This window comes from Serratia sp. 25CWL12, from assembly GCF_055790885.1.
This window is the reverse complement of sequence record NZ_CM147698.1, coordinates 3831992-3856209: the sequence shown is the minus strand read 5'-3', so window position 1 is coordinate 3856209 and position 24218 is coordinate 3831992. Positions and strand designations below refer to the sequence as shown.

Below are 24218 nucleotides of genomic sequence, written 5' to 3'. Positions count from 1 at the left end.
GGGGCTTGGTTGGGTTTACTGGTGTAACTGGTGTTGTTGCAGGAACTTCACGGCTTTATCCGGGAAGTCGGTAAAGACACCATCAACCCCCGCATCGATATAGAAAATTTTCAACATATCGTTGAAATCCTTGGCATAAGGAGGAACCTGCCCTGGATCAGAACGGAAGGTGTAAGGGTGGACCTGCAAGCCTTGCTGTTTAGCCTCTTTCGCCAAGGTGGTCAGCTCAATGTGGCCTGGCGTTGAAGTGCTCTTCACAATCATGGGATACCATGGCCCAATACCATCGGCATATTTAGCCAGTTTGGCGGCACCGCCTGGTTTCAGCATCCAGTCATAGCTGTAGGGGGTCAGGCTACCATCTGGGTGGATCTCCATAGTTTCGATCACCTTCTGATCATCAGTATTGGTGATCAACTGAACCAGTTTGATGTCCATGTTCATGGCAGGTAGCAGCTCTTTTTTCACCCGTTGCAAGTCTGGGGCATCAAAGCTCTGCAAGTAGACCTTATCGCTTTTCTTGGTGTAACCGTAGGATTTCAGCACTTCCAATACAGCTTTGGAGATATCCTTCCCTTCAGTTTTGTGGAACCAAGGGGCTTTGGTTTCTATATAGATGCCCACATTTTTGCCGGTAGAGTGATTCATACCTTGAATCATCTCAATTTCATCTTGCAGCGTATGGATGCGGAAATCGGACTTCCACATCGGGAATCGATTAGGGAACTTCTGCTGCTGAACGCCATCTTTGACCAAAAATTCTTCGGTAAACTTCAGGCTCTGAATCTCTGCTAGCGTAAAGTCGAGGGCATAATAACGCCCATCTTTACGGTGACGGTCAGGGAATTTTTTCGCGACATCGGTGACCCGATCCAGGTAGTGGTCGTGCAGGACAATCAGCTTATCATCCTTGGTCATGACCACATCTTGTTCCAGATAATCCGCTCCCATGGCATAAGCCATCGATTTTGCCGGTAGCGTATGTTCCGGTAGATAACCGCTGGCACCTCGGTGAGCAATGACCACTTTCTCTGCGGCTTGGACCGCCGTAGCCATTGAGGTGACAAGCAGCATCCCTGTTAGCAGGGCTTTAACTTGAGTCCGCATTTCATTGTACTCCTTATTGATTGCTGTCAGAGGAAGGAAAAAGGCCGCGAAGCGGCCTTTAAATCATGCAAATATGTTGTTAATGGCGTTTGGCGGCCAGTTCTGCCTTGTGTTTGTTCTCACTGAACATGGTCAGCAGTAACAGCAATACCGCCCCCACACTACCACCGATCAACACCATAAAACCGCCATTCCAGCCGAAGGCGTCCACGGTGTAGCCCACAACCGCACTGGCTATCACTGACCCCCCCAGATAACCGAACAGACCGGTGAAGCCCGCCGCAGTACCTGCGGCTTTTTTCGGTGCCAGCTCGAGGGCGTGCAGGCCGATCAACATCACTGGGCCGTAGATCAGGAAGCCGATGGCGATCATACAAGCCATATCGATGCCCGGGTTGCCCACCGGGTTCAACCAGTAAATAACGGTGGCAATAGTGACCAGGATCATAAAGAACACCCCGGTGGCACCACGGTTACCTTTAAACACCTTGTCCGACATCCAGCCACACAGCAGGGTGCCTGGAATACCGGCGTATTCGTAGAGGAAGTAGGCCCAGGATGATTTATCCAGTGTGAAGTGTTTCACTTCTTTCAGGTAGGTTGGCGACCAGTCAAGAATGCCATAACGCAGTAAATAGACAAACACGTTGGCGAAGGCGATGTACCACAACAACTTGTTAGGCAAGACATACTGCATGAAGATTTGCTTGGCAGTGAGTTCTTCTTCCGCTTTATCGCTGTAGTCGGTTGGATAGTCGTTTTTGTACTCTTCAATGGGCGGCAAACCACAAGATTGTGGCGTATCACGCATTAAGGCAAAGGCGACCAGTGCGACCAGGATCGCGGCAAACGCAGGCATATACAGTGCAGCACGCCAGTCATTGAACCAGGCCATACCGAGCAGGAACAGCAATGGTGGCAAGCCCCCGCCCACGTTATGGGCACAGTTCCATATCGAAACGATACCGCCACGCTCTTTCTGTGACCACCAGTGCACCATGGTACGACCACAAGGCGGCCAGCCCATACCTTGGAACCAACCACACAGAAACAGTAGCACGAACATGATAGCAATGCTGGAGGTAGCCCAAGGCACAAAACCCATAAATAACATCACAGCGGCGGAGAGGATCAACCCGGCAGGCAGGAAAACCCGAGGGTTTGAACGGTCAGATACCGAGCCCATAATAAATTTGGAGAAACCATAGGCGATGGAAATACCTGACAGCGCAAAGCCGAGATCACCACGACTGAACCCTTGCTCGACCAGATACGGCATCGCTAGGGTGAAGTTTTTACGCACCAGATAGTAGGCGGCGTAACCAAAGAAAATCCCCATAAAAATTTGCCAGCGCAGCTTACGGTAGAGCGGATCTACCTTATCGAGTGGCACACGGGAAATGTGTGCGGCTGGTTTAAATATACTCAGCATGAGCGCCTCCGATGGCTTTATCAGTTATTACATCAGCAGGAAACGGATCTCCTGGAGATGATTGAGCGGATAGTGTTCTATAACGAGCATCATCCTAGTGAAAACTGGCATTTTTCTCTGTGATGTGGCGCGCATTTGTTACATATTTATGACGATTAATGTTTTTTTGAGTGATTTATTAGCGTTTTCAGTGTGACCAAGGGGTGATTAGCGTGATTTGAATCACTATTGTGGTTTTTTATTTTCGTTTTTTGCTCGTTATTGCTCCTTATCAAACAAATTCTCCTGGGGTTATGCCTAAATAGCCCTATGACCATAGAATTAGGGGGCGTGATGAGTAACAACTCACCAGTGACTGAAACGGAAGTGATCATCATTGGCGGCGGGGCTACCGGCGCGGGGATTGCTCGTGACTGCGCGCGACGGGGATTGCGCTGTATTTTATTGGAACGGCATGACATTGCTACCGGGGCTACAGGGCGTAACCATGGGTTGTTACACAGTGGGGCTCGTTATGCTGTGACCGACAGTGAATCGGCCCGTGAATGCATTGAAGAGAATCGCATCCTTAAGCGTATTGCCCATCACTGTATTGAACCGACTAATGGCCTGTTTATTACCTTGCCACAGGATTCACTGGCGTATCAGCAGCAATTTATCTCGGCTTGCCACCAGGCCGGGATTGAGGCTGAAGCGATTGATCCCCAATTGGCCCGCCACCTCGAACCCGCAGCAAATCCTGACTTGATTGGCGCGGTACGCGTGCCGGATGGCACGGTGGATCCTTTCCGTTTGACGGCCGCCAATATGCTCGATGCCCGTGAGCATGGCGCACAGATCCTGACTTATCACCAAGTGACGGGGTTGTTGCGTGAAGCTGATCGTGTGACCGGCGTGCGCGTTTTCGACCATCAATTAGCGCGCCATTATGATATCCATGCGCCGGTGGTGGTGAATGCTGCTGGCATCTGGGGGCAGCAAATTGCCGAGTATGCCGACCTGCGTGTCCGTATGTTCCCTGCCAAGGGGGCATTGCTGATCTTGGGGCATCGCATTAACAACATGGTGATTAACCGCTGCCGAAAACCCGCCGATGCCGACATTCTGGTGCCAGGGGATACCATCTCGCTGATTGGTACCACCTCGACGCATATTGATTATGACCAGATTGACAATATGGTGGTCACGCCGCAGGAAGTGGACCTGTTGATCCGTGAAGGTTCGCTATTGGCACCTGAATTGGCACAAACCCGTATTCTGCGTGCTTACGCTGGCGTGCGGCCATTGGTTGCTTGTGATGATGATCCTTCTGGGCGCAGCGTCAGCCGAGGCATTGTGCTGCTCGACCACGCAGTGCGCGATGGGTTGGAGGGGTTTATCACCATTACTGGCGGTAAACTGATGACTTACCGACTGATGGCGCAGTGGGTAACGGATAAGGTGTGCGCCAAACTGGGGGTCGATACGCCTTGTACTACCGCCACAGAGGCGTTACCGGGTTCTCGTCAGTCGGCAGAAGAGACAGTGCGTAGTGTGGTTTCTCTTCCGGCCAGTATCCGTGGTTCGGCGGTCTATCGTCATGGTGATCTCGCCAGCCTGGTGCCGTCCGGCAATCGGCTGGATAACAGCCTGGTGTGTGAGTGTGAAGCAGTCACCGCCGGGGAAGTTCGCTATGCCGTGAACTCGCTGACGGTGAATAACCTGGTCGATTTACGCCGGCGTACCCGTGTCGGCATGGGCACCTGCCAAGGGGAACTGTGTGCCTGTCGCGCTGCGGGTTTACTGACGCGTTTTAAGGTGACAACCCCGCAGCAATCTATTGAACAACTTTCCCATTTCCTCAATGAGCGCTGGAAAGGTGTACGCCCGATTGCCTGGGGCGATGCCCTGCGGGAAAGTGAATTCACCAGTTGGGTTTATCAAGGTTTATGTGGTTTGGATGCGCCTGGCGAGTGCCAACAGGAGGCGGATGATGCAATTTGATGTGGTGGTGATTGGCGGAGGATTAGCCGGGTTGAGCTGTGCGATTCGCTTGGCGGAATCTGGCAAGCGTTGTGCCGTGGTCAGTAGTGGCCAGAGTGCGCTCTACTTCTCTTCCGGCTCTCTCGATCTCTTGGCGCAATTGCCTGATGGTACGGCAGTCAGTTCCCCTCTCGCCGCATTGCCTGCACTGCAGCAACAGGCACCGCAGCATCCTTACAGTCTGTTAGGGGCTACTCAGGTTGCGACCTTAGCGCGGGAGGCGGAGGAGTTGCTGCAACGTTGTGGGGTTGCCATGCAAGGGAGCTGTGAGTGGAACCATTTGCGTGTTACGCCACTGGGCACGCGCCGGGCGACTTGGTTGAGTCCGCAGGCGATCCCGGTATCTGCGTGGGGGGGAAATTTGCCTTGGCAGCATATTGCAGTGCTGGGTATTGAGGGTTTTCTCGATTTCCAACCGCAGATGGCCGCCAGTTCGCTGATTGAAGAACAAAAGGTGATCGCTGAGGCGGCATTTTTGCATTTACCTCTTTTAGATCGTTTGCGTAATAACCCGAGTGAATTTCGCGCGGCGAACATTGCCCGTGTACTGGATCTGCCAGAGCACTTGGCGGCCTTGGCGGAAGAGGTGAAGCGACAGGCGGGTGAGGCTGAGGCTATTTTCTTGCCAGCCTGCCTGGGGCTGGAGAGTGACCAGCCGTTACTCGCATTACGCCAAGCAGTGGGCAGGCCGGTTTTCCTTCTGCCAACCTTACCGCCTTCGGTGTTGGGGATGCGTTTGTACCAGGCATTGCGCCAACGCTTGCAACAACTGGGTGGTGTCTTTATGCCGGGAGATACCGTGTTGCGGGCCAGTATTGACCAGCAGCGCATTAGCGGATTGTATACCCGCAATCACACGGATATTCCGTTGCGCGCGCAGCAGGTGGTATTGGCGAGTGGCAGCTTCTTCAGCAACGGTTTGGTCGCTGATTTAGCCGGTATCCGTGAGCCGGTGTTCGGGCTGGATGTCTTCAGCAAAGCCGAGCGGGCCGACTGGAGTCACCCGGATTTTTTCGCGGCGCAGCCTTACCTGCAGTTTGGGGTAAAAACCGATGCCAATTTGCGAGCCCTTAAGCAGGGGGAAGCGATCACTAATCTGTATGCCATTGGTGCCGTGGCCGGTGGTTATGATCCGTTACAGCAAGGTTGTGGTGCTGGGGTTTCGTTGATTAGTGCCCTGCATGTGGCGCAGCAGATTATAGAGGGGCACAACGTAAAATGAGCCAGTCAAAAGACATGAGTTTTGAGAGCTGCATCAAATGTACGGTTTGTACCACCTACTGCCCGGTAGCCAAGGTTAATCCTCTCTATCCAGGGCCGAAACAGGCTGGGCCAGACGGTGAGCGTTTACGGTTGAAAGACCCAGCGCTTTACGATGAGGCGCTCAAATATTGCACCAACTGCAAGCGATGCGAAGTGGCCTGTCCTTCCGATGTGAAAATCGGTGACATTATCCAACGTGCTCGCGCCAATTTCAGCCAGAGTAAACCGACACTGCGTGATGCCATTCTCAGCCATACGGACATTATGGGCTCGTTATCAACCCCGTTTGCGCCGATTGTTAACGCCACCACTGGCCTGAAACCGGTACGCAAACTGTTGGATAAAGCGCTGAAGATTGACCATCGGCGTGAGCTGCCAAAATATTCGTTTGGTACTTTCCGCCGTTGGTACCGCCAGCAGGCGCAACAGCAGCAGCGTTATACCGAACAAGTGGCCTTTTTCCATGGCTGTTTTGTCAATTATAACCATCCCCAGTTGGGTAAAGATCTGATCAAGGTGTTTAACGCCATCGATATTGGTGTGCAGCTACTGGAGCGTGAAAAGTGCTGTGGCGTACCACTTATCGCCAATGGCTTTATGGCACAAGCGAAAAAGCAGGCCAAAGTGAATGCCGAATCACTGCATAAAGCGGTGGTGATGCAAGGTATTCCCGTGGTTGCCACCTCCTCTAGCTGTACGTTTACCCTACGTGATGAGTACCCGCATTTACTGGATGTCGACACCTCGGCAGTGCGTGAGCGAGTGGAATTGGCAACTCGATACCTCTACCGTTTGCTTCAGCAAGGTCGGACATTGCCACTCAACCCGATGCCGCTGCGAGTGGCTTACCACACGCCATGTCATATGGAAAAAATGGGCTGGACGGCTTATACGCTAGAACTGTTGCGGCAGATCCCAGGTTTGGAATTGGTCGTGCTGGATTCACAATGTTGTGGCATTGCCGGAACCTACGGTTTCAAGTCGGAGAACTATCAAACGGCGCAAGGTATTGGTGCCTCGTTGTTTCGGCAGATTGAAGCGAGTGGGGTGGATATGGTGATCACGGATTGCGAAACCTGCAAATGGCAGATAGAAATGTCCACCAGCAAGCGTTGTGAACACCCTATTACCTTGTTGGCACAGGCTTTAGCATAGGGTGCAGAAGCTGCACCCTTAATACGATACCCCTAATACCATCCCCGTCGGCACTGATGCTTCGGGGATTGAACCGGGTGTTACTTGCTGAATTTCAGCGTGTTGATAATAAGCTGTGCTTCGTCTTGCGCCTGCTGTGGGTTATCCGCCGGTAGTATGATCTGAATGGTCAGCAGATTATCATCCACTAGCGCCAGTAGGGTGGATGTGTAGGATTTTTGACCATTACTAGTGATGATGGTGTTTAGCTGGCGCATGGGGGTGCCATTGGCGTCAATGGTTTTATTGCTGAGCACCTCCAGGTTGGCATCACGGGTGCGTAGTTGGTGCTCCAGGCGTTGAACCAGTACTTCCAGACTCTCTGACGTTTTGTCCCCCAGCAACACGATCACAACACGTTGACCGCTGCTGTCGGCATAGACATAGCGATTATTGACCTGGCTATTGAGCTTGCTGCTTTGATCTGCCATGCCATTGGGCAGTGAGAAGGTCAACTTGCCATCCAATAAGCTCAGCGTCTGGTTTGCTGGGGTACTTGCCGGCGTGCCGTTGACGGGTTGTTTGTTGTCTTTGTTAGCACCATCACAGGCAGCGAGGCCAAGTGCCAACAGGCTGATAGCCATCAATCTCACTACTTTACGCATTGGGCGTCCTTATTCTTTTACAGATAACAGATAAATGGAGTATGGCACTCAGTCACCTGGGTGTCAGATATCCCACAGGATAAGAGACGACGCTAGCATTACCACTGGCTTAACGGCAACTGGCTCTGCTGTTGGTGTGAAGACAGGCGCTTGAGCAACATGTTCAGCAGTACACCATACATCGGCAGGAAGAACAACATGCAGATCATGACCTTAAAGCTGTAATCTACCAGTGCGATCTCCACCCAGTTAGCGGCCATAAAAGGGCCACTGCTTTTGTAGAAAGCAATAAAAAAGAAGGCCATGGTATCACTGATATTACCCAGCAACATGGCAGCGGCTGGGGCGACCCACCAGGTACGGCGTTGACGCAAGCGGTTGAAGACATGGACATCGAGGATTTGGCCCAACACATAGGCCATAAAGCTGGCAACGGCAATCCGTGCTACAAGCAGGTTAAATTGGGTTAAAGCCGCAAACCCTTGCCATTCTCCCTGGAAGGTCACCGTAGAAATAATATAGGAGATCAGCAGCGCCGGGATCATCACGGAAAGAATGATCTTGCGTGCCAATGGTGCGCCGAAGATCCGTACCGTTAAATCAGTAGCCAGGAAGATAAATGGGAAGGTGAACGCTCCCCAAGTGGTGTGAAAGCCGAAAATGTTGATCGGCAATTGCACCAGATAGTTGCTGGAGGCAATGATGGTAATATGAAAGAGCGAAAGCCAAACCAATGCGGTTAAGCGTTGCTGGGGGGTAAATGAATACATAATGTGACCTTTTTGGATAGATGGGGTGAGGGAACCCATGTCATTTTTTAGCTATGCGGCGGCATGATACGTGTTTGCGCAACGAATGCAATGGTTAAATTTAACGCAAACGGTAACGTATCTTGCGCAAAAAAACGACTGGCGTAAACTAAGCGCTGTTAAGATCCAGTAAGTATACTTGGATGTTTTTTGATCGAGAGAAGAATATGACTGACATTTTTGCCCAGGCAGACCAGACGCTAGATGCCTTGGGATTACGCTGCCCGGAACCGGTAATGATGGTGCGTAAAACGGTACGCTATATGGATAACGGCAAAACCTTGCTGATCATTGCCGATGATCCTGCCACTACCCGCGACATACCGGGTTTTTGCCGCTTTATGGAACACACTTTGCTGGCTCAGGAAACAGATAAGGCACCGTATCGCTATCTGTTGCGCAAGGGGTTGGCGGAGTAACAGATATTTATACACTGGCCTCAGCAAGTTGCCGGTAAGCTGCAACTCGCTGGAGCCAGGGAAATCAGCGTTTTTTCAACAGCCGTAAGGCATTGGCGGTCACCAGTGCGGTAGCGCCGGAATCTGCCAGTACTGCCAACCATAAACCGGTTATCCCCAACAAAGTCGTGACCAGGAAAATCCCTTTCAGCCCTAACGCAATAGTAATGTTCTGGCGAATATTGGCCCGAGTGGCACGGGAAATACGGATCATCTCGGTGATTCCCACCAGCCGATTGTGGGTCAGTGCCGCATCGGCAGTTTCCAACGCCACATCAGTACCACTGCCCATAGCGATGCCGATACTGGCGGCTTTCATGGCTGGGGCATCATTGATGCCATCGCCAATCATGGCGGTGTGCTGCTGTTTGCTCAGTTCACTGACTATCCGCACTTTATCTTCTGGCATTAATCCGGCGCGATAGTCGATCCCCAGCTCACTGGCGATGGCGGCGGCAGCGCGTGGGTTATCACCAGTGAGCATCAGGCTACTAATCCCTAACGCTGCCAGTTGGGTCAGCGCCAGCTTGGCATCTTCGCGCAACACATCGCGCAGGGCCAACAGGCCAATGGGCGCGCCATCAACCAGCACCACCACGGCGGTTTTCCCCTCATTTTCCAGGGTGTCTACTTTGTGGTGCCATTCGCGGGTTAACTGATTTTCTGCCAGCTTGCCCGGTGTGCTGATCCGGATGATCTTTCCGGCCACCATACCTTCAACGCCGATACCGGCCAGTGCGCGGCGGCCTTCAGCGAGAGGGAGTTCAACCCCGCGTTCTACCGCATGGTTGATGATAGCTTGCGCCAGTGGATGGTGTGACCCTGCTTCAACGGCGGCGGCAGTGGCCAGTAACACCTGCTCGCTGATCCCCTCGGCGGGCAATACATCCGTCACCGTGGGTTTGCCTTGGGTTAATGTGCCGGTTTTATCGAACGCGATGGTCTGTACTTGCCCCAACTGCTCCAGGGCTGCCCCGCCTTTAATCAGCGCACCGCGACGTGTTGCTGCCGCCAGCCCGGAAGTGATCGCGGCAGGTGTGGAAATGACCAAGGCACATGGGCAACCGATCAGCAGTAATGTCAGCCCGCGGTAAATCCACAGCGACCAAGGCTCCGCCAATAGCAAAGGGGGGATCAGGATCACTGCCAGTGCCAAGAGCATGATCGCCGGGGTGTAGTAACGGCTAAAGCGGTCGATGAAACGCTCAATGGGAGCACGGCGCTCTTCGGCTTCTTCAATTAATTGCAGAATGCGGTCAATGGCATTGTTGCCCGGTTCCGAGATGACGGTTACCTGTACCGCCTGATCGACAGACAAACTGCCAGCCGCGACTTTCTCCCCTTGCTGGCGCTCTACTGGTACGGACTCCCCAGTTAAGGCACTTTCGTCAAAGCTGGCAAACGGGTTGAGTAATTCAGCGTCAGCAGGTAAGCGGCCACCCGGGGCGATTTCTATCACATCGCCAGGGCGCAGGCTGGCAACCGTAACACGCTTACGTTGATTACCCTGGATCAGCCAGGCATCTTCCGGGACTAAGGCCATCAACGCCTTAATGCCACGTCGTGCTCGCTTGGCGGCATAGGATTCCAGCAACTCACCCAACATAAATAGCAGTAGCACCATTGCCGCTTCTGCGGTGGCACCAATAAATAGTGCGCCGATGGCCGCGACACTCATCAATGTTTCTATGGCGAACGGGGTACCTGAACGAATCAGTCGTAACGCTTTGCTGGCAATGGGCAACAGTCCAACCAGGGCAGTGATAATAAAGGCAATATTGCCCCATTGTGGGTTGAAAATATCAATCATCCAACTGGTGAACATCAACCCGGAGAGCTGTAATAATGGGGTAAATTCCCCCCAGTGGATGGTTTTAACTTCACTGTTTTGGTGGTTGGCTGTGGGGCTCAGTAGGGTAAACCCCGCGCGTTTTACGGCGTTTTGCACATTGATGCTGATATCTGACTGGGCATCTACCACCAGCTTTTCAGTCGCAAACAGCACCTGTACCTGATTCACGCCAGGTAGTGATGCAACGGCATTTTCAATTTTTTTTGCGCAACTGGGGCAATCCATACCTGTCACTATCCAAGTGAAGCGCTGACTGCCGCGAGGGGGAGCGGCAGTCAGACTGTCGCTCTCCTCATCAGGATCATCATGGTTGGCGCAACAGCCATTCTGGTTATCGTGCTCATGAGGCTGTTCAGGCGAATGGGCAGGGTTTCCCTCTATTGCCGCTTTTTTATGGCTGCAGCCATGCTGTGTTTGGCTATGTTGATGGTTGCAATGGCAACTGTTTTGCTGGTTTTTCTCTTGGTGGTGGTGCTCTTGGTGAGTATGCATAGGGCCCCCTCAGGCAATTACTTGAAACAACGCTGGTGTCTGATAAAAAGTCTACACCTTGGAGTAGACTCTAGAGTCAAGCGTGAGATCCGCAATGTTATGCCAGTTGCAGCAGTGGTGGCTTCTTGAGCCCCAGCAGGAGCGGATTTGCCGTGGATGATGAGGATAAGCCATCGCAGTTTGGTCGTGAATGAGCCAATGGGGCTTGCGAAAAAATCTGGTTATGGCTTTTCTATTTTGTTAGTATCCGTTTGAATTTTGTTCAAACAACAGACGAGGAAAAGCAAATGCCCTCTTTTTCAATGAGGACAAATGCCATATTCGCTTTCTTTATTTTTGTATTGACTACCGGTTTTAGCTTCGCTTCAACCAGTGCCATAACGAACATAGAGTATTCTCATAAAGGCAAGCAGCCTCTGCAGATGCTGCCTGATTTGCGAAAGTACCCTTCTGGCACACCCCGTAAGAAAGCGTTTCTTAATGTCATTGTCCCTACGATTGATAGACTCAATCGTGAAATTATGAATGACAGGAGCTGGTTACTGGAACACCAGGATGCCAAGCACTGGTCACCGAGTGATATCGCCAAGCTCAGAACCCTGTGTCAGCGCTACGATATGACATGCAACTCACCGAAGCGTACCAACTGGGGTTCGTTGTTACATCGCGTCGATATTTTGCCTACCCACTTCGTTGCCACACAGGCTGCAACGGAATCCGGTTGGGGCACATCAAAACTGGCTCAATCCAACAACAACCTTTTTGGTTTGCGTTGCGGACAAAACTGCGTTACCGCACCAGGTCAGGTGAAAGGTTATTACGCTTACAAAACCGTTGAGGACGGTGTTATCGCCTACATTAAGAATATGAATACACATAAGGCGTATAACTCACTGCGTTCAGAGCGGGCAAAACAGCGTCTGGGTGAGGATGATTCACTGAGTACACCAGAACTGATCCGTCAGCTATCAGGTTATTCTCAGAAGGGTGCCTCCTATAACCGCTATCTGCTGCAGATGTATGACAGTAATAAGACACTGATTTCGAAGGCCCAGAAAGTGGCCCGGAACTCATAAATCATAAATCGTACCCTCCTGGTTCACTGAGCCAGGAGGGTAGATTGATGTTCTATTTCATATCCCCAAGTTCAATCCACTCGCCGCGGGTCGGCAATCGAATCAATCCTGGTGATTTTCCATCAGTTAGTGATTTAGATTGAATACGAGTATTCCTATTGAATATTATTTGATAAATTTTATTATACTCTGCGTTCTTCGTTCGTCTGTGCAGAGTCTGATATGAATTTCTTTTCATTTGAATTTATTGCCTGTTTTACCCCTTTTTTTCTGGCTTACTGGCTCTGTCAAAAAAATGTTCGATTACAAAACATTCTTTTAATCACAGCGAGTTATCTTTTTGTTTTTTCGTTCCAAGCGAACTTTGCTTATGTTCTGGCAGGGTATACGTTGTTTATTTACCTGCTGGCAAATGTTCTTAGCGGCTATTTATCGTCACGTTGGATATATAGTCTGTTAGGAATCGGGATCGTCGGTAGTTTTATCGTTTTCAAGTACTACGGTTTTTTACAGGAATCACTGCAAGGAGTGCTGAATCAGGCTGGCATTGAGGCTGAGCTGCCGACACTCGCCATGCTTGCACCGCTGGGACTCTCTTTCTATGTATTCCACTCAGTGAGTTATGTGGTGTCTGTCTGCCGTAAAGAGATCGAAAAAGCCCCTTTTTGGGATGTGGTGCTTTATCTCTGCTTCTTTCCGAGTATCGTGGCCGGTCCGATTAATCGCGCACTCACCTTTATGCCGCAGGTTCAGGCGGGATCACGAGAAGTTATCGATTATAAAAAAGCGCTGTTACTCATTATCCTGTCGATGGTGAAATTATTTTTGTTCAGCGCCTATTTATCTGAGAATTTTGTCAACCCGGTGTTCAGTTCGCCAGTCAGTTACAATGCCGGGGAGAACCTGGTGGCGGTTTACGCCTACGCGTGGAATATCTACTTTAATTTCTCCGGCTATACCAATCTGGTGACGGGGATCGCGATGTTGCTCGGCTTTGTGTTACCCGTGAACTTTAATGCCCCTTACCTCGCCACTAACTTGAAAGAGTTTTGGGCACGCTGGCACATCAGTTTATCCAAGTTCATTCGTGATTACGTCTATATTCCCCTCGGCGGAAACCGGAAAGGTACATTCCGCATGAATATAAATGCTTTTATTGCCATGGTGATCTCGGGTATTTGGCATGGTGTTGGTCTGCCGTTTATCATCTGGGGGGCGCTCCACGGGGTGGGGATCGTGTTGATAAACATCAAACATAAGCTCTTCCCATTGCATCAAGGCCCCGCTACCTCAATATGGCAGAAAACCAACGTTTGGCTGGCGCGTATTTTTACCTTCCATATGGTCTGCCTGACGTGGATTTTCTTCCGCAGTGCCACCTTTAACGATGCAATCACCATGTTGACACAACTGACTACCGGTGGATGGGGTGAGTCGTTTCTCACCAGTGCGCCGATGCTTATTGCGTTTTGGGGGCTGTTATTGCTGTATCCGCAGTGCGTTGCGCTGTATCACTGGGTGGGTCGACATTATCAGCGTGTTTCGTGGATTTATTATCCGCTGCCGCTGGCACTTTTTATGACGTTGGTTTTCATTTTATCGCCTTCAGGTATGCCGGGTTTTATTTATGCAAACTTTTGATTTTACAGAAAATGTTGAGCGTGCGCTGAAAGTGGTCTTTATCGTTGTGATAACAACTTTTGCGCTGGTCTGGATAAATCAGAGTGCGCTGGAGCGCTACTGGCAGCAGATGTATCACCAGTCTGCACCATGGGCAAGATTACAGGGATATTACGCGTGGGATCTCGGTGGCTATCTTTTAGAGGGGGGGGCGAGTGCCGGGGAGACGATGTGGTTGCATATTCAGGGTAATCATATTGTCGAAACCGTTGAACCGACAGAACGGACAGAACTGACAGAACTGACAGAACTGACAGAACGGACAGAACTGACAGAACGGACAGAATCGACAGAACGGACAGAATCGACAGAACGGACAGAATCGACAGAACCGACAGAATCGACAGAACGGACAGAATCGGTTAAAGAGACCATGGCGAGCAGTGTGGAATCTTCGCAAGGATTTCAGGTGGGGTTACATTTTATTAATGGTTATCTCCATCCGGTAGTTGGATTGTCGGTGCCGTTCCCGGAATTGTTGAATCGTCATCATCTCGTGGTCGTTAGAGCGTCGTTGAAATCGAATTCGGAACAGGGCGTTGAACAGGTAGCGGTGAAGAAAACAGCGAAATCAGTCATTGAGCTTGCCAAGGGCGATGCTGTTTTCTTTGTCGGTGATTCCCTCATGCAGGGGGTTGCCCCAGTGCTACAATCACAGCTCACCAAAAACTACGGTATTCAAAGCCTTAACCTCAGTAAGCAGAGCACCGGCTTGGCGTATCCGAAATTCTTCAATTGGCCGGAAACAGTCAGGAATACCTTGAAGACTCATCCGAATATTCGGTTGATGGTGGTGTTCCTCGGGCCCAATGACCCCTGGGATATGCCGTCTGAAGGGGGCGGCGGGCGCTATTTGCGCTTTACTTCACCAGAGTGGGAAGCCCAGTATCGCAAGCGGATCCAGGATATCTTGATAGCGGCAGAGCAATATCACGTGGATGTTATCTGGATCGGGCCGCCGAATATGCGCAAAGAGAAGTTGTCGAATGGTGTACACTACCTCAGTGATCTCTATCAGTCGGAAGTCTCCCAGGCAGGGCAGGTCTGGCTTTCCGCAAATATAATTTTTAAATATCAGGGCAATACCTATTCCGATTATATCGGTGACAATAGCAGCAACATCAAGCTACGCAGTGGGGATGGCATCCATTTCACCTATAAAGGGCAGAAAATTCTCGCAGATACGGTATTGAGTATGATTAAATTTAACGCCGCACCGGATGAGCAGCCTGAGGCGCAAGAAGAAACACATCATGAAACAACAAAAACACCCGTTGAGGCACCGTAACCTATTAAAAAAAGGTCTTTGTTTCGCTGCTATCTTCGGTTTGCTCTCTTGTCAATTGACGAAAGAAAAGCAACCAGAGCAACAGCCGCAAACTGAGGTGCAACTGGGGGCACATAATGATTTGACCAATTTCGGCGAGCCGAATTTTAACCGTTTTACCCAGCGGCTGCGCGATCCTTCCGCTCGCGTGCATATCGTGCAGATGGGGGATTCCCATACGGCGGCGGATTTCTTTTCCGGTGCACTGCGTGATAAATTCCAGGCACGTTACGGCGATGCCGGGATTGGTTTGGTACCACCCAGTAATATCGTTGGGCAGCGTAGCGCTAATTTGATTTTCACCGAACCCAAAAAACAGTGGTCGTTCCTGACCAGCAGGAAAGATAACGCACCGAATTTCCCGCTGGGCGGTTTTATCATTTCGCCATTGACCGGGCATAGTTCTCTGATGATGAAAGAGCGAAATGCTTCAGTAAATCAGTATAATATGCAGGCTCTGTATCAGGCTGATTATCCCGCATCGCTCACGGTACAATCCAATAATGTGGGTATGTTGAACCTGCAACCCTCTTCTGGATGGCGTTTTTCTGAGCCCGTTCCAGTGGTATTCCCCGCGACCATCACCACCAATCAGCAAACGTCGCTCAACATTGGTGGTTGGTTGATTACCCGTGATCATCCCGGGGTGATGCTATCTTCTGTGGGCATCAACGGTGCGACCATTGCGATGATGGATAAATGGGCAGCGCAATGGATCAATACTTTGGCGGATACCGCACCGGATATGGTGATCCTCGCTTACGGGACTAATGAAGCCTTTAATGACACCCTCGATCTGGCGCTTTACCGTGAACAACTGACATCAATTGTCGGTAAAATTCGTCAAACAATACCCAATGCGGTGATCCTGCTGGTCGGCCCCGGGGATAGCATTAAAAACAAAGCTGCACCGGACTGTCATTCACAACAACCCGCCAATCTACGCAACGTGATTAAGGTCCAGCAGTCGGTGGCGAAAAGTGAAGGATTGCTCTATTGGGACTGGCAACAGTATATGGGCGGCGATTGTGCCATGAATAACTGGGCACAGAACGGTCTGGCCAGGCCAGATAAAGTTCACTTCACTGTTGGTGGTTATGAGCGTAGTGCCAAAGCGCTTTACAAAGCACTGGATGTCCTGATAAGCCAACAGTAAGAAAATCATCACGCCAGTGAATGCTGGCGTGATTAATTCTCGCCGCTGACCCACCTCCTATTTTTTATTCGTGCTCTGCTTGAACACTGTCAGGAGAGTGTAACGCCAATCTGAATTTACCGTGGCCCATGACCAAGTAGCCCAATCTAATCGATTAGAGGCGAAGAATGTATTGAGATTAATTTAGTCGAGGGAAAGCAGGTTCGGCGCACCGAACCTGCTGGGAACGATAATGTGAACTACAAATAGAGTGAGCGCACAATCAGGAAATGGCCAACGAAATAGCAGAAAGCCGTGACCCCATCGGCAGCGCGGAAGGTAAACCGGTAACGGTTCAGCAGCCAGACCGCATTGGCCACCAGCAGCAATAAAGAACCTATCAGCAGTGAGAAGGCCAGGTCAGTGCTGCGCAGGAAATAATGCTCGCCAGCTATCCAGACCATCAGCAGTGTCATCACCACCAGCGTAGTGATCGGCCAGCGCATCTCTTCCAGCCGGCTCCAGATGGTAGCCAATAATAACGCACCAAAGGCCAGTAAGACCAAGGGCAACGGCCAGAAAAAACTAAAGGTCATCTGACTGGCGAAACTCAGGGTATACAGCAAATGCGACAGGAAGAACGCGCCAATGGCGTACAGCAACCGTTCATTGGGGAGTTGCAATAAGATGTCACCGGCCAAGGTTGCCAGCAGGCCAAAGACGATTAGGTAACCCGCTACGCCTAACTCCGGGGCTTGCCAGGCTAATAACAGTAATAGGAGTAACGTGACGGGTTTGAATACCCAGCGTTGCCAATGGGGTCCACGGTAGGAGGCATCAACGAACAGCCAACCGGAAAAAAATACAGCAAGGAACGGCCAACTCATAGTCTCTTCCTTCTTTCATTGGCATCGACCCATCGCCTTTCAGCGATACCGTGGTATTGGCTGTATCTTCTCACCCAATGGATCAATTTATCGGGCTCGATTGCCGTTTACTGGTATCACCCGATCACTTGGGTATCGGTGCCTAGATTGTCATTCTGTCAGTGTACACTTTATATCACCGCAAGTAGTAACACACTGGTCCTGATTACTTTTTTTTAACTGGAGATTGTTTTTTATTCCATGCCAGCAGCTCAAAAACGCCAAAAATAAAGATTTTGGTTTCTTGCCAGCGGCTGATTGGACTCTCTTTCGGTTGCGTTGATTTGAGTAGTACCAACTGCAACCCGTGCATGACCACCATAAAGAATAGGGCTATATCGATAAAATATTTCAGGGGTTTGGGGAACGGGTTAAACAGATTAGCGAGGAGAAAACCCCAGACACAGAGCATTAATAAACGGCCCAGATTAATCAGCATCTTCGGTTTTCTCTTCAACGGATCGGGTGTAAAGGCGGTAAGCCACCTGACCGGCAACTTTTTCGCGGTGTAATTTCCAGGTCACCGGGACTTCGCTGGCAGCGCTTTCGGCTTCAGCTTCGACATAAATCCAAGCTTCATCCGCCAGCCAACCTTGTTGTTCCAGTAGCGTCATGGTTTCAGTCAGTAGTCCTTGGCGAAAAGGCGGATCGAGAAATACCACATCAAAGGGGGACCCTTTTCCCCCAGCCAGGTTAATGCGTTGGTATTAATCACACTGCCATTGCCGTTCAGTAATGCCAGGTTTTTCTCCAGTTGCTGTGCTACCGGGCGCTGATATTCCAACAGCGTGGCACTTTCTGCGTAGCGAGATAGCGCCTCCAACCCTAATGCACCACTACCGGCAAAGCAATCCAGGCAACGGGCCCCCTGGATCACCGGGGCTAACCAGTTGAATAAAGTTTCACGCACGCGATCAGTGGTAGGACGCAACCCTTCACTGTTAGGAACGGGCAACTTTCGCCCGCGCCATTGACCACCGATGATGCGGATCTGCCCCGCAGAGCTGGAATGCGGTGTTTTACGTATACCGTGTGCCGCTATTTTTGCCATAACAACATCTTAAAAGAGTAAGGTTACCGAAAAGTTACTACTATTCTATACTCAAGTTCATTCAAGTTGCAGGATAAAACGCTTTGTGTTTTGAACCGTGCTTGTGCCGTAGCGTGGGCGGTGCAGGGTTGAGCTGAGCAGAACGCAACTCGGCGTCATCTCTTTGACGCTGAGTTTAGGCTGCAAGAGTCGTAATTGACTGCAGGTAAGTGGATTAAATGAGAGCGTGGAACTGGCTTAATTGTTTTACTGTTTGTGGTAAGCCTTGCCTCAGTAGTCCAGTAAGATACTCCTCGACTTATTTTGGTGGTTTCTTCATGTTGTGACGCTGTTTGTTTACTGCGGATAACACAAACGCCTGGTTCAAATCGAACAGATCTGTAACGAAGTCATCAGGGTGTAGGGCTTCAATATCGAAGTTATTGAGCGAGGACTGGGGAAAGTCTTTCAGGTTAAATGTAACGATAATTTCGGCGTTACTGCGGACGGCGGCTGCAACCACATGCCGATCGTCAGGGTCAGGAAGCATGATGCCTGGAATGAGCGGTTCGAATCCGGTCACCATTGCATCAGGAACACTCTTATTCATCAACTCGCTTGTTCGCGATATTTTCTCCGGGGTTAAGTCAGGTCTATTTGCCCGTAAATTACGTTGCCACTCATCCTCAATTATGGCTGTCCATCTGGGCTGATACAGTCCCGTTAGCCCCAAGTGGATTAATAAATCGCGCAGGAAAGAGGGATAAAGTACGCAAGCATCTAACACTACCGGATAAGGTGTATGAGTCATTAGTAAAGTCCGAGATCCTGACTATGGTCTGCCAACTCCTGCATTGCTTTACTGCTTTCGTTATCCCGATGGTGTTTATAGTCCATCAGGTCAGCGAAAAGTACACGGCGGTGACGACCGGTTTTATGAAAAGGTAGCTTCCCCTCTTCCAGGAGTTTCACCATGTGAGGGCGTGAAACATTCAGAATGTTAGCGGCTTCCTGCGTGGTTAATTCAGCATGCACAGGAACAACCTGAACGGCGTTACCCACGGCCAGCTCACCTAAAATCGACATCAGCAGTGTCAGTGAAGACGTCGGCAATTCGATCTGGTGGGTGTTGTTATCTGCGTCCTGAATCGATATTTTTTGTGTTTCCATCTTAGTGGAGAGATAGGCTGCAAGCTCTCTTTGTCCACGTACAGCGGCCTCAATTTCCCTTGGAGCCGGAAGGCTCAAGCTATCAATAATTGAGTTGGTCATTTGAGTGTTCCAGTTTATCTAATTAATTTAGATTATTAATATTAGCGAGTTAGTTTCAGGTTTAGTGAATGCAGCAACGGCTATTAGTAGATTATACGAAATAATCGAAAACCGCAATAAACGAAACAAACGAAAAATAAAAATCGAGTTCGATAAGTCAAAGGGGGAAGGCTTGGGCCTTGTAACGTCATTAACAGCTTTATAGCTTGAATGGCGATAGAGAGGGAAAATACACCAGGGACAAGAAGCGGGTTTTTTGTTACTGGATTAGCGGATTGAAAGCATGCCGGATGCGTGTTGCTAGACGAGGGAAAGTGATAGACTTGTTGGATTGATTTTTCGCATTGGCAAGCCATTGGTACGGAGCAGGATCAGAACATGGCAAAAGAAAAGAAACGTGGTTTTTTCTCCTGGTTGGGTTTAAGTCAAAAAGAAGAGGAATCACAGCAACCTGAGCCAGCCAGCGAATCGGTGGAACATCAGGTTACAGAAACCCCCACAGCTAGCACGTTGGATGACCAAGTTCCCGTTATGGCGTCCGCACCCGCTGAAGTGATAGAAACGCCAGGGGAATGGGATGCTACGTTGAGTGGTGAACCGATTGCCGAAAATGTCCCGGCGTTGGTTGAACATAGCACTCCAGTGGCCGAGCCATTACCGCTGTCTGCTGAACCTGAACTACGGGCTCCCGAAGTCGACGTGGAAGTTGAAGTTGAAGTTAAATTTGAAGTTGAAGCGCCTCCCGCCATTATTGAGATTGAGCCAGAACCCCCATTGATTGAAGCGATGGTGGAGGAGCAGGAGCAACCAGAACCCGCGGTAGCACAAGAACAGGAACGCCCCACCAAAGAAGGTTTTTTCACCCGGCTTAAACGGAGTTTGCTGAAAACCAAACAAAACCTGGGTTCTGGCTTTATCAGTCTGTTCCGCGGCAAGAAGATTGACGATGATCTGTTTGATGAGTTGGAAGAACAGCTGTTGATCGCCGATGTGGGTGTGGATACCACACGTAAAATCATTACCTCCCTGACAGAACATGCCAGCCATCAGCAGTTGAAAGATGCGGAAGCGCTTTATGGCAAGCTGAAAGAAGAGATGGCAGATATTTTGCTCAAAGTGGATCAGCCACTGGATGTCAGCGGTAAAACCCCCTTTGTGATCCTGATGGTGGGGGTTAACGGTGTCGGTAAAACAACCACTATCGGTAAGCTGGCACGTCAGTTCCAAGCTGAGGGTAAATCCGTCATGCTGGCCGCAGGTGATACTTTCCGTGCAGCGGCGGTTGAGCAATTGCAGGTTTGGGGGGAGCGTAATCGTATTCCGGTGATAGCTCAACATACGGGTGCTGATTCCGCCTCGGTGATCTTCGACGCAGTACAAGCGGCTAAAGCCCGTAATATTGATGTATTGCTCGCCGATACCGCTGGTCGCTTGCAGAATAAGGCGCACTTGATGGAGGAGTTGAAGAAGATTGTGCGCGTCATGAAAAAACTGGACGACCAGGCCCCTCATGAGGTTATGCTGACGCTGGATGCCAGTACCGGGCAAAATGCGCTGAGTCAGGCGAGATTATTTAATGAAGCTGTCGGTTTGACCGGTATCGCGCTGACTAAACTGGATGGTACCGCCAAAGGTGGGGTGATCTTTGCGATCGCCGATCAGCTCAGTATTCCGATCCGTTATATTGGTGTTGGTGAAGGGATCGAAGATTTACGGCCATTTAAGGCTGGCGATTTTATTGAGGCACTTTTTGCCCGAGAGGACTAATACCGATGATTCGCTTTGAACAGGTCAGTAAAGCTTATCTGGGCGGCCGCCAAGCCCTGCAGGGGGTCGATTTCCATTTACGGCCAGCGGAAATGGCATTTCTGACCGGTCATTCCGGTGCAGGGAAAAGTACCCTGCTGAAACTGATTTGTGGCATCGAGCGGCCAAGTGCCGGTCATATCTGGTTTGGCGGGCATGACGTCAGCCGCTTGAAGAACCGTGAGGTGCCATTTTTGCGCCGTCAAATTGGCATGATTTTCCAGGATCACCATTTATTGCTCGATCGCACAGTGTATGACAACGTGGCAATGCCACTGATCATTGCCGGTGCCAGTAGCGAAGATATCCGGCGTCGTGTCTCGGCCGCATTGGATAAGGTGGGGTTACTGGATAAAGCGAAGAATTTTCCGATTCAGCTTTCTGGTGGTGAACAGCAACGTGTTGGCATTGCCCGTGCGGTGGTGAACAAACCCGCGGTACTGCTGGCAGATGAACCGACCGGTAACCTTGATGATGTGCTGTCGGAAGGTATTTTGCGCCTGTTTGAAGAGTTCAACCGCGTCGGGGTAACGGTATTGATGGCAACCCATGATACAGGGCTTATCGCCCGGCGTAATTATCGTATCCTGACACTCAGCCAGGGCCGTATGGTAGGAGACGCGCACGATGGCAACTAATGCAAAAACCGCCAAGAGCAAGGCACTACGCGGTGGCTGGCATCAACAGTGGCGCTATGCTTGGGTGAATGCCATGGCTGATATGATGCGCCAACCACTGGCCACATTGCTGACCGTGATGGTGATCGCCATTTCCCTGACCTTACCTAGCGTTTGTTACATTATCTGGAAGAACGTGAGTACTGCGTCGACACAATGGTACCCAACGCCGCAACTGACGGTCTATCTGGATAAGTCCCTTGATGATGACGCTGCGGTAAAAGTGCTGGATGCCATCAAAGCCCAAGCCGGTGTAGACAAAGTGAACTACCTATCCCGTGAAGAGGCTCGCGGTGAGTTCCGCAATTGGTCTGGGTTTGGTGGCGCGCTGGATATGTTGGAGGAAAATCCGTTACCTGCTGTGGCGATCATCACCCCGCAAATGAGTTTCCAGAGTTCTGAAACGCTTAATACCCTGCGTGATCGTGTGGCGGCGGTTCCTGGTGTGGAAGAAGTCCGCATGGATGATAGCTGGTTTGCTCGTCTGGCCGCCCTGACTGGGTTGGTTGGGCAGGTGGCGGCAATGATTGGCATACTGATGATTGTGGCGGTTTTCCTGGTGATCGGTAACAGTGTACGTCTGAATATTTTCAGTCGTCGCGATACCATCAATGTCATGAAACTGATTGGTGCTACCGATGGGTTTATCTTGCGGCCATTCCTTAATGGTGGAGCAATCCTTGGGTTGTTTGGTGCGCTATTGTCATTAGCGCTGTCTGGCGCGTTGGTATGGAAACTGGAGACGGTCGTCACCCATGTGGCAACCGTATTTGGTACCACCTTCACCTTGCACGGCTTGGGTTGGGATGAGGCGTTACTGCTGCTCTTGGTCTCCGCGATGATTGGCTGGGTGGCAGCCTGGTTGGCCACGGTGCAACATTTACGTCGCTTTACACCTCAATAGTGATTTTTTGATATACTGTTCTTCTGCAGCACGGGTGATGACTGTGTTGCGGAAGGATAGCGGCAAAAGTAATATAGGTCTGTTCCCCCCGTGGTGATAATGTTAAAAAGTAGTGAACTTTTTTGGGGGGAAAGGGTCAAATTGTGCAGAAAATGTTTAGGTGATTCATGTGTGAAACCGCTTTTGCAACCGCAATTGTCGTAAAATCAATAAAATCCCACCATTAAATCACCGACATGACCTGTTTAATCAAGAGAGGGGTTGAATGACCAAAGAAATGCAAACTTTAGCCTTAGTCTCGCAGGGCAGCTTGGAAGCCTATCTGCGGGCCGCCAACACCTATCCAATGCTGACGGCAGAGGAAGAGCGGGAGTTGGCTGAACGGCTGCATTATCAGGGCGATCTGGAAGCAGCCAAGCTGCTGATCCTGTCTCATCTGCGTTTTGTCGCTCATATTGCTCGCAACTATTCAGGGTATGGCCTGCCGCAAGCAGACCTGATCCAGGAAGGGAATATTGGCCTGATGAAAGCGGTACGTCGCTTCAACCCAGAGGTTGGGGTGCGTCTGGTTTCCTTTGCGGTGCATTGGATCAAGGCTGAAATTCATGAATACGTCTTGCGTAACTGGCGTATTGTGAAAGTGGCTACCACCAAGGCTCAGCGTAAGCTGTTTTTTAACCTGCGGAAAACCAAGCAACGTTTGGGGTGGTTCAACCAGGATGAAGTGGAACTGGTGGCCCGTGAGCTGGGGGTGACAACTAAAGACGTACTGGAGATGGAATCCCGTATGGCGGCGCAGGATATGTCTTTTGACCCCATGCCAGAAGATGACGGGCATGATGGTCATACCTTGTCGCCGATGCTCTATCTGCAGGATAAAAGCTCTGATTTTGCCGAAGGGATCGAGGAAGATAACTGGGAAAGTAATGCCACAGATAAGCTGACCTATGCGTTGGAAGGTCTGGACGAGCGTAGCCAGCATATTATCCGTGCCCGTTGGTTGGACGATGACAACAAGTCCACTTTGCAAGAGTTGGCCGATCAGTATGGCGTTTCTGCTGAGCGAGTACGCCAGCTTGAAAAGAATGCCATGAAGAAATTAAAGATGGCGATCGAGGCTTAATTATAGCCAGTTTTATTCACGCTATGGT

The 24218-nt window shown here is 50.5% G+C and carries 21 protein-coding genes and 1 pseudogene; 12 read left to right on the top strand and 10 right to left on the bottom strand.

The window, feature by feature from the left end:
- Nucleotides 1–15 precede the first annotated feature (15 nt).
- A complete protein-coding gene (glpQ, locus tag ACX9GV_RS16730) occupies nt 16–1107 on the bottom strand; it encodes a glycerophosphodiester phosphodiesterase (protein WP_473196266.1) in 1092 nt (363 codons plus the stop codon).
- Nucleotides 1108–1186: 79 nt separating this feature from the next.
- Entirely contained in the window at nt 1187–2539 is a 1353-nt protein-coding gene (gene glpT / locus ACX9GV_RS16725) for a glycerol-3-phosphate transporter (RefSeq protein ID WP_023489561.1), read from the bottom strand.
- A 333-nt stretch (nt 2540–2872) separates the two neighbouring features.
- Between glpT and glpA the strand changes: the two genes are divergently transcribed.
- The 3 genes from glpA to glpC are packed head-to-tail and all read left to right on the top strand — an operon-like array spanning nt 2873 to nt 6979.
- Nucleotides 2873–4522, top strand: a complete 1650-nt coding sequence (gene glpA / locus ACX9GV_RS16720) for an anaerobic glycerol-3-phosphate dehydrogenase subunit A (protein WP_473196265.1) — start codon at nt 2873–2875, stop codon at nt 4520–4522.
- On the top strand, nt 4512–5783 hold the full coding sequence (gene glpB, locus ACX9GV_RS16715; RefSeq protein ID WP_473198056.1) for a glycerol-3-phosphate dehydrogenase subunit GlpB: 1272 nt from the start codon (nt 4512–4514) through the stop codon (nt 5781–5783). The genes glpA and glpB overlap by 11 nt, the downstream gene beginning before the upstream one ends.
- On the top strand, nt 5780–6979 hold the full coding sequence (gene glpC, locus ACX9GV_RS16710) for an anaerobic glycerol-3-phosphate dehydrogenase subunit GlpC (protein ID WP_473196264.1): 1200 nt from the start codon (nt 5780–5782) through the stop codon (nt 6977–6979). The genes glpB and glpC overlap by 4 nt, the downstream gene beginning before the upstream one ends.
- A gap of 80 nt (nt 6980–7059) precedes the next feature.
- On the opposite strand, the gene ACX9GV_RS16705 is transcribed toward glpC, so the two are convergent.
- Together ACX9GV_RS16705 and ACX9GV_RS16700 are read right to left on the bottom strand one after the other, a co-directional pair.
- On the bottom strand, nt 7060–7623 hold the full coding sequence (locus ACX9GV_RS16705) for a DcrB family lipoprotein (protein ID WP_473196263.1): 564 nt from the start codon (nt 7621–7623) through the stop codon (nt 7060–7062).
- A 98-nt stretch (nt 7624–7721) separates the two neighbouring features.
- Nucleotides 7722–8393 carry a 7-cyano-7-deazaguanine/7-aminomethyl-7-deazaguanine transporter gene (locus ACX9GV_RS16700; RefSeq protein ID WP_473196262.1) on the bottom strand — a complete coding sequence of 224 codons (672 nt, stop codon included), beginning with the start codon at nt 8391–8393 and terminating at the stop codon, nt 7722–7724.
- Between the two features lie 206 nt (nt 8394–8599).
- On the opposite strand from ACX9GV_RS16700, the gene tusA reads away from it, so the two are divergent.
- A complete protein-coding gene (gene tusA, locus ACX9GV_RS16695; protein WP_023489555.1) occupies nt 8600–8851 on the top strand; it encodes a sulfurtransferase TusA in 252 nt (83 codons plus the stop codon).
- 64 nt (nt 8852–8915) lie between these two features.
- Here tusA and ACX9GV_RS16690 read toward each other — a convergent pair whose 3' ends face one another.
- The gene (locus ACX9GV_RS16690) at nt 8916–11234 is read right to left on the bottom strand and encodes a zinc/cadmium/mercury/lead-transporting ATPase (protein ID WP_473196261.1); all 2319 of its coding nucleotides are present in this window, start codon (nt 11232–11234) and stop codon (nt 8916–8918) included.
- 287 nt (nt 11235–11521) lie between these two features.
- On the opposite strand from ACX9GV_RS16690, the gene ACX9GV_RS16685 reads away from it, so the two are divergent.
- The 4 genes from ACX9GV_RS16685 (at nt 11522) to ACX9GV_RS16670 (ending at nt 16473) form a co-directional block, all read left to right on the top strand.
- Entirely contained in the window at nt 11522–12310 is a 789-nt protein-coding gene (locus tag ACX9GV_RS16685; protein WP_473196260.1) for a protein bax, read from the top strand.
- 222 nt (nt 12311–12532) lie between these two features.
- The gene (locus ACX9GV_RS16680; protein WP_473196259.1) at nt 12533–13951 is read left to right on the top strand and encodes an MBOAT family O-acyltransferase; all 1419 of its coding nucleotides are present in this window, start codon (nt 12533–12535) and stop codon (nt 13949–13951) included.
- Complete coding sequence (locus ACX9GV_RS16675; protein ID WP_473196258.1) at nt 13938–15278, top strand: SGNH/GDSL hydrolase family protein; 1341 nt, start codon at nt 13938–13940, stop codon at nt 15276–15278. The genes ACX9GV_RS16680 and ACX9GV_RS16675 overlap by 14 nt, the downstream gene beginning before the upstream one ends.
- On the top strand, nt 15244–16473 hold the full coding sequence (locus tag ACX9GV_RS16670; protein WP_473196257.1) for an SGNH/GDSL hydrolase family protein: 1230 nt from the start codon (nt 15244–15246) through the stop codon (nt 16471–16473). Before ACX9GV_RS16675 ends, ACX9GV_RS16670 begins: the two co-directional genes overlap by 35 nt.
- 239 nt (nt 16474–16712) lie before the next feature.
- Here ACX9GV_RS16670 and ACX9GV_RS16665 read toward each other — a convergent pair whose 3' ends face one another.
- The 5 genes and pseudogenes from ACX9GV_RS16665 to ACX9GV_RS16645 form a co-directional block, all read right to left on the bottom strand.
- On the bottom strand, nt 16713–17339 hold the full coding sequence (locus ACX9GV_RS16665; RefSeq protein WP_023492107.1) for a lysoplasmalogenase: 627 nt from the start codon (nt 17337–17339) through the stop codon (nt 16713–16715).
- Nucleotides 17340–17544: 205 nt separating this feature from the next.
- Nucleotides 17545–17817, bottom strand: coding sequence for a DUF1145 family protein (locus tag ACX9GV_RS16660; protein WP_473196256.1), 273 nt, complete (start codon nt 17815–17817; stop codon nt 17545–17547).
- Nucleotides 17807–18429 (bottom strand): annotated as a pseudogene (rsmD, locus tag ACX9GV_RS16655) (16S rRNA (guanine(966)-N(2))-methyltransferase). Before rsmD ends, ACX9GV_RS16660 begins: the two are co-directional and overlap by 11 nt.
- Nucleotides 18430–18727: 298 nt before the next feature.
- The gene (locus tag ACX9GV_RS16650) at nt 18728–19219 is read right to left on the bottom strand and encodes a PIN domain-containing protein (RefSeq protein ID WP_473196255.1); all 492 of its coding nucleotides are present in this window, start codon (nt 19217–19219) and stop codon (nt 18728–18730) included.
- A complete protein-coding gene (locus tag ACX9GV_RS16645; protein ID WP_023489685.1) occupies nt 19219–19680 on the bottom strand; it encodes a helix-turn-helix domain-containing protein in 462 nt (153 codons plus the stop codon). The genes ACX9GV_RS16650 and ACX9GV_RS16645 overlap by 1 nt, the downstream gene beginning before the upstream one ends.
- A 378-nt stretch (nt 19681–20058) precedes the next feature.
- On the opposite strand from ACX9GV_RS16645, the gene ftsY reads away from it, so the two are divergent.
- The 4 genes from ftsY (at nt 20059) to rpoH (ending at nt 24190) form a co-directional block, all read left to right on the top strand.
- Entirely contained in the window at nt 20059–21447 is a 1389-nt protein-coding gene (ftsY, locus tag ACX9GV_RS16640) for a signal recognition particle-docking protein FtsY (protein WP_473196254.1), read from the top strand.
- 5 nt (nt 21448–21452) lie between these two features.
- Entirely contained in the window at nt 21453–22124 is a 672-nt protein-coding gene (ftsE, locus tag ACX9GV_RS16635) for a cell division ATP-binding protein FtsE (protein WP_023489687.1), read from the top strand.
- Nucleotides 22114–23067 carry a permease-like cell division protein FtsX gene (ftsX, locus tag ACX9GV_RS16630; RefSeq protein WP_473196253.1) on the top strand — a complete coding sequence of 318 codons (954 nt, stop codon included), beginning with the start codon at nt 22114–22116 and terminating at the stop codon, nt 23065–23067. Before ftsE ends, ftsX begins: the two co-directional genes overlap by 11 nt.
- 265 nt (nt 23068–23332) lie before the next feature.
- Nucleotides 23333–24190, top strand: a complete 858-nt coding sequence (gene rpoH / locus ACX9GV_RS16625) for an RNA polymerase sigma factor RpoH (protein WP_473196252.1) — start codon at nt 23333–23335, stop codon at nt 24188–24190.
- Nucleotides 24191–24218 lie beyond the last annotated feature (28 nt).

What these genes read in the sequence shown, in the direction of transcription:
- ACX9GV_RS16650 (WP_473196255.1), bottom strand. Translation starts at nt 19,219, where the DNA reads ATGACTCATACACCTTATCCGGTAGTGTTAGATGCTTGCGTACTTTAT.
- ACX9GV_RS16705 (WP_473196263.1), bottom strand. Translation starts at nt 7,623, where the DNA reads ATGCGTAAAGTAGTGAGATTGATGGCTATCAGCCTGTTGGCACTTGGC.
- ACX9GV_RS16680 (WP_473196259.1), top strand. Translation starts at nt 12,533, where the DNA reads ATGAATTTCTTTTCATTTGAATTTATTGCCTGTTTTACCCCTTTTTTT.
- glpC (WP_473196264.1), top strand. Translation starts at nt 5,780, where the DNA reads ATGAGCCAGTCAAAAGACATGAGTTTTGAGAGCTGCATCAAATGTACG.
- ACX9GV_RS16700 (WP_473196262.1), bottom strand. Translation starts at nt 8,393, where the DNA reads ATGTATTCATTTACCCCCCAGCAACGCTTAACCGCATTGGTTTGGCTT.
- rpoH (WP_473196252.1), top strand. Translation starts at nt 23,333, where the DNA reads ATGACCAAAGAAATGCAAACTTTAGCCTTAGTCTCGCAGGGCAGCTTG.
- ACX9GV_RS16660 (WP_473196256.1), bottom strand. Translation starts at nt 17,817, where the DNA reads ATGCTGATTAATCTGGGCCGTTTATTAATGCTCTGTGTCTGGGGTTTT.
- glpT (WP_023489561.1), bottom strand. Translation starts at nt 2,539, where the DNA reads ATGCTGAGTATATTTAAACCAGCCGCACACATTTCCCGTGTGCCACTC.
- ACX9GV_RS16645 (WP_023489685.1), bottom strand. Translation starts at nt 19,680, where the DNA reads ATGACCAACTCAATTATTGATAGCTTGAGCCTTCCGGCTCCAAGGGAA.
- ACX9GV_RS16685 (WP_473196260.1), top strand. Translation starts at nt 11,522, where the DNA reads ATGCCCTCTTTTTCAATGAGGACAAATGCCATATTCGCTTTCTTTATT.
- ACX9GV_RS16670 (WP_473196257.1), top strand. Translation starts at nt 15,244, where the DNA reads ATGAAACAACAAAAACACCCGTTGAGGCACCGTAACCTATTAAAAAAA.
- ftsY (WP_473196254.1), top strand. Translation starts at nt 20,059, where the DNA reads ATGGCAAAAGAAAAGAAACGTGGTTTTTTCTCCTGGTTGGGTTTAAGT.
- tusA (WP_023489555.1), top strand. Translation starts at nt 8,600, where the DNA reads ATGACTGACATTTTTGCCCAGGCAGACCAGACGCTAGATGCCTTGGGA.
- glpA (WP_473196265.1), top strand. Translation starts at nt 2,873, where the DNA reads ATGAGTAACAACTCACCAGTGACTGAAACGGAAGTGATCATCATTGGC.
- ftsX (WP_473196253.1), top strand. Translation starts at nt 22,114, where the DNA reads ATGGCAACTAATGCAAAAACCGCCAAGAGCAAGGCACTACGCGGTGGC.
- ACX9GV_RS16665 (WP_023492107.1), bottom strand. Translation starts at nt 17,339, where the DNA reads ATGAGTTGGCCGTTCCTTGCTGTATTTTTTTCCGGTTGGCTGTTCGTT.
- glpB (WP_473198056.1), top strand. Translation starts at nt 4,512, where the DNA reads ATGCAATTTGATGTGGTGGTGATTGGCGGAGGATTAGCCGGGTTGAGC.
- ACX9GV_RS16675 (WP_473196258.1), top strand. Translation starts at nt 13,938, where the DNA reads ATGCAAACTTTTGATTTTACAGAAAATGTTGAGCGTGCGCTGAAAGTG.
- ftsE (WP_023489687.1), top strand. Translation starts at nt 21,453, where the DNA reads ATGATTCGCTTTGAACAGGTCAGTAAAGCTTATCTGGGCGGCCGCCAA.
- ACX9GV_RS16690 (WP_473196261.1), bottom strand. Translation starts at nt 11,234, where the DNA reads ATGCATACTCACCAAGAGCACCACCACCAAGAGAAAAACCAGCAAAAC.
- glpQ (WP_473196266.1), bottom strand. Translation starts at nt 1,107, where the DNA reads ATGCGGACTCAAGTTAAAGCCCTGCTAACAGGGATGCTGCTTGTCACC.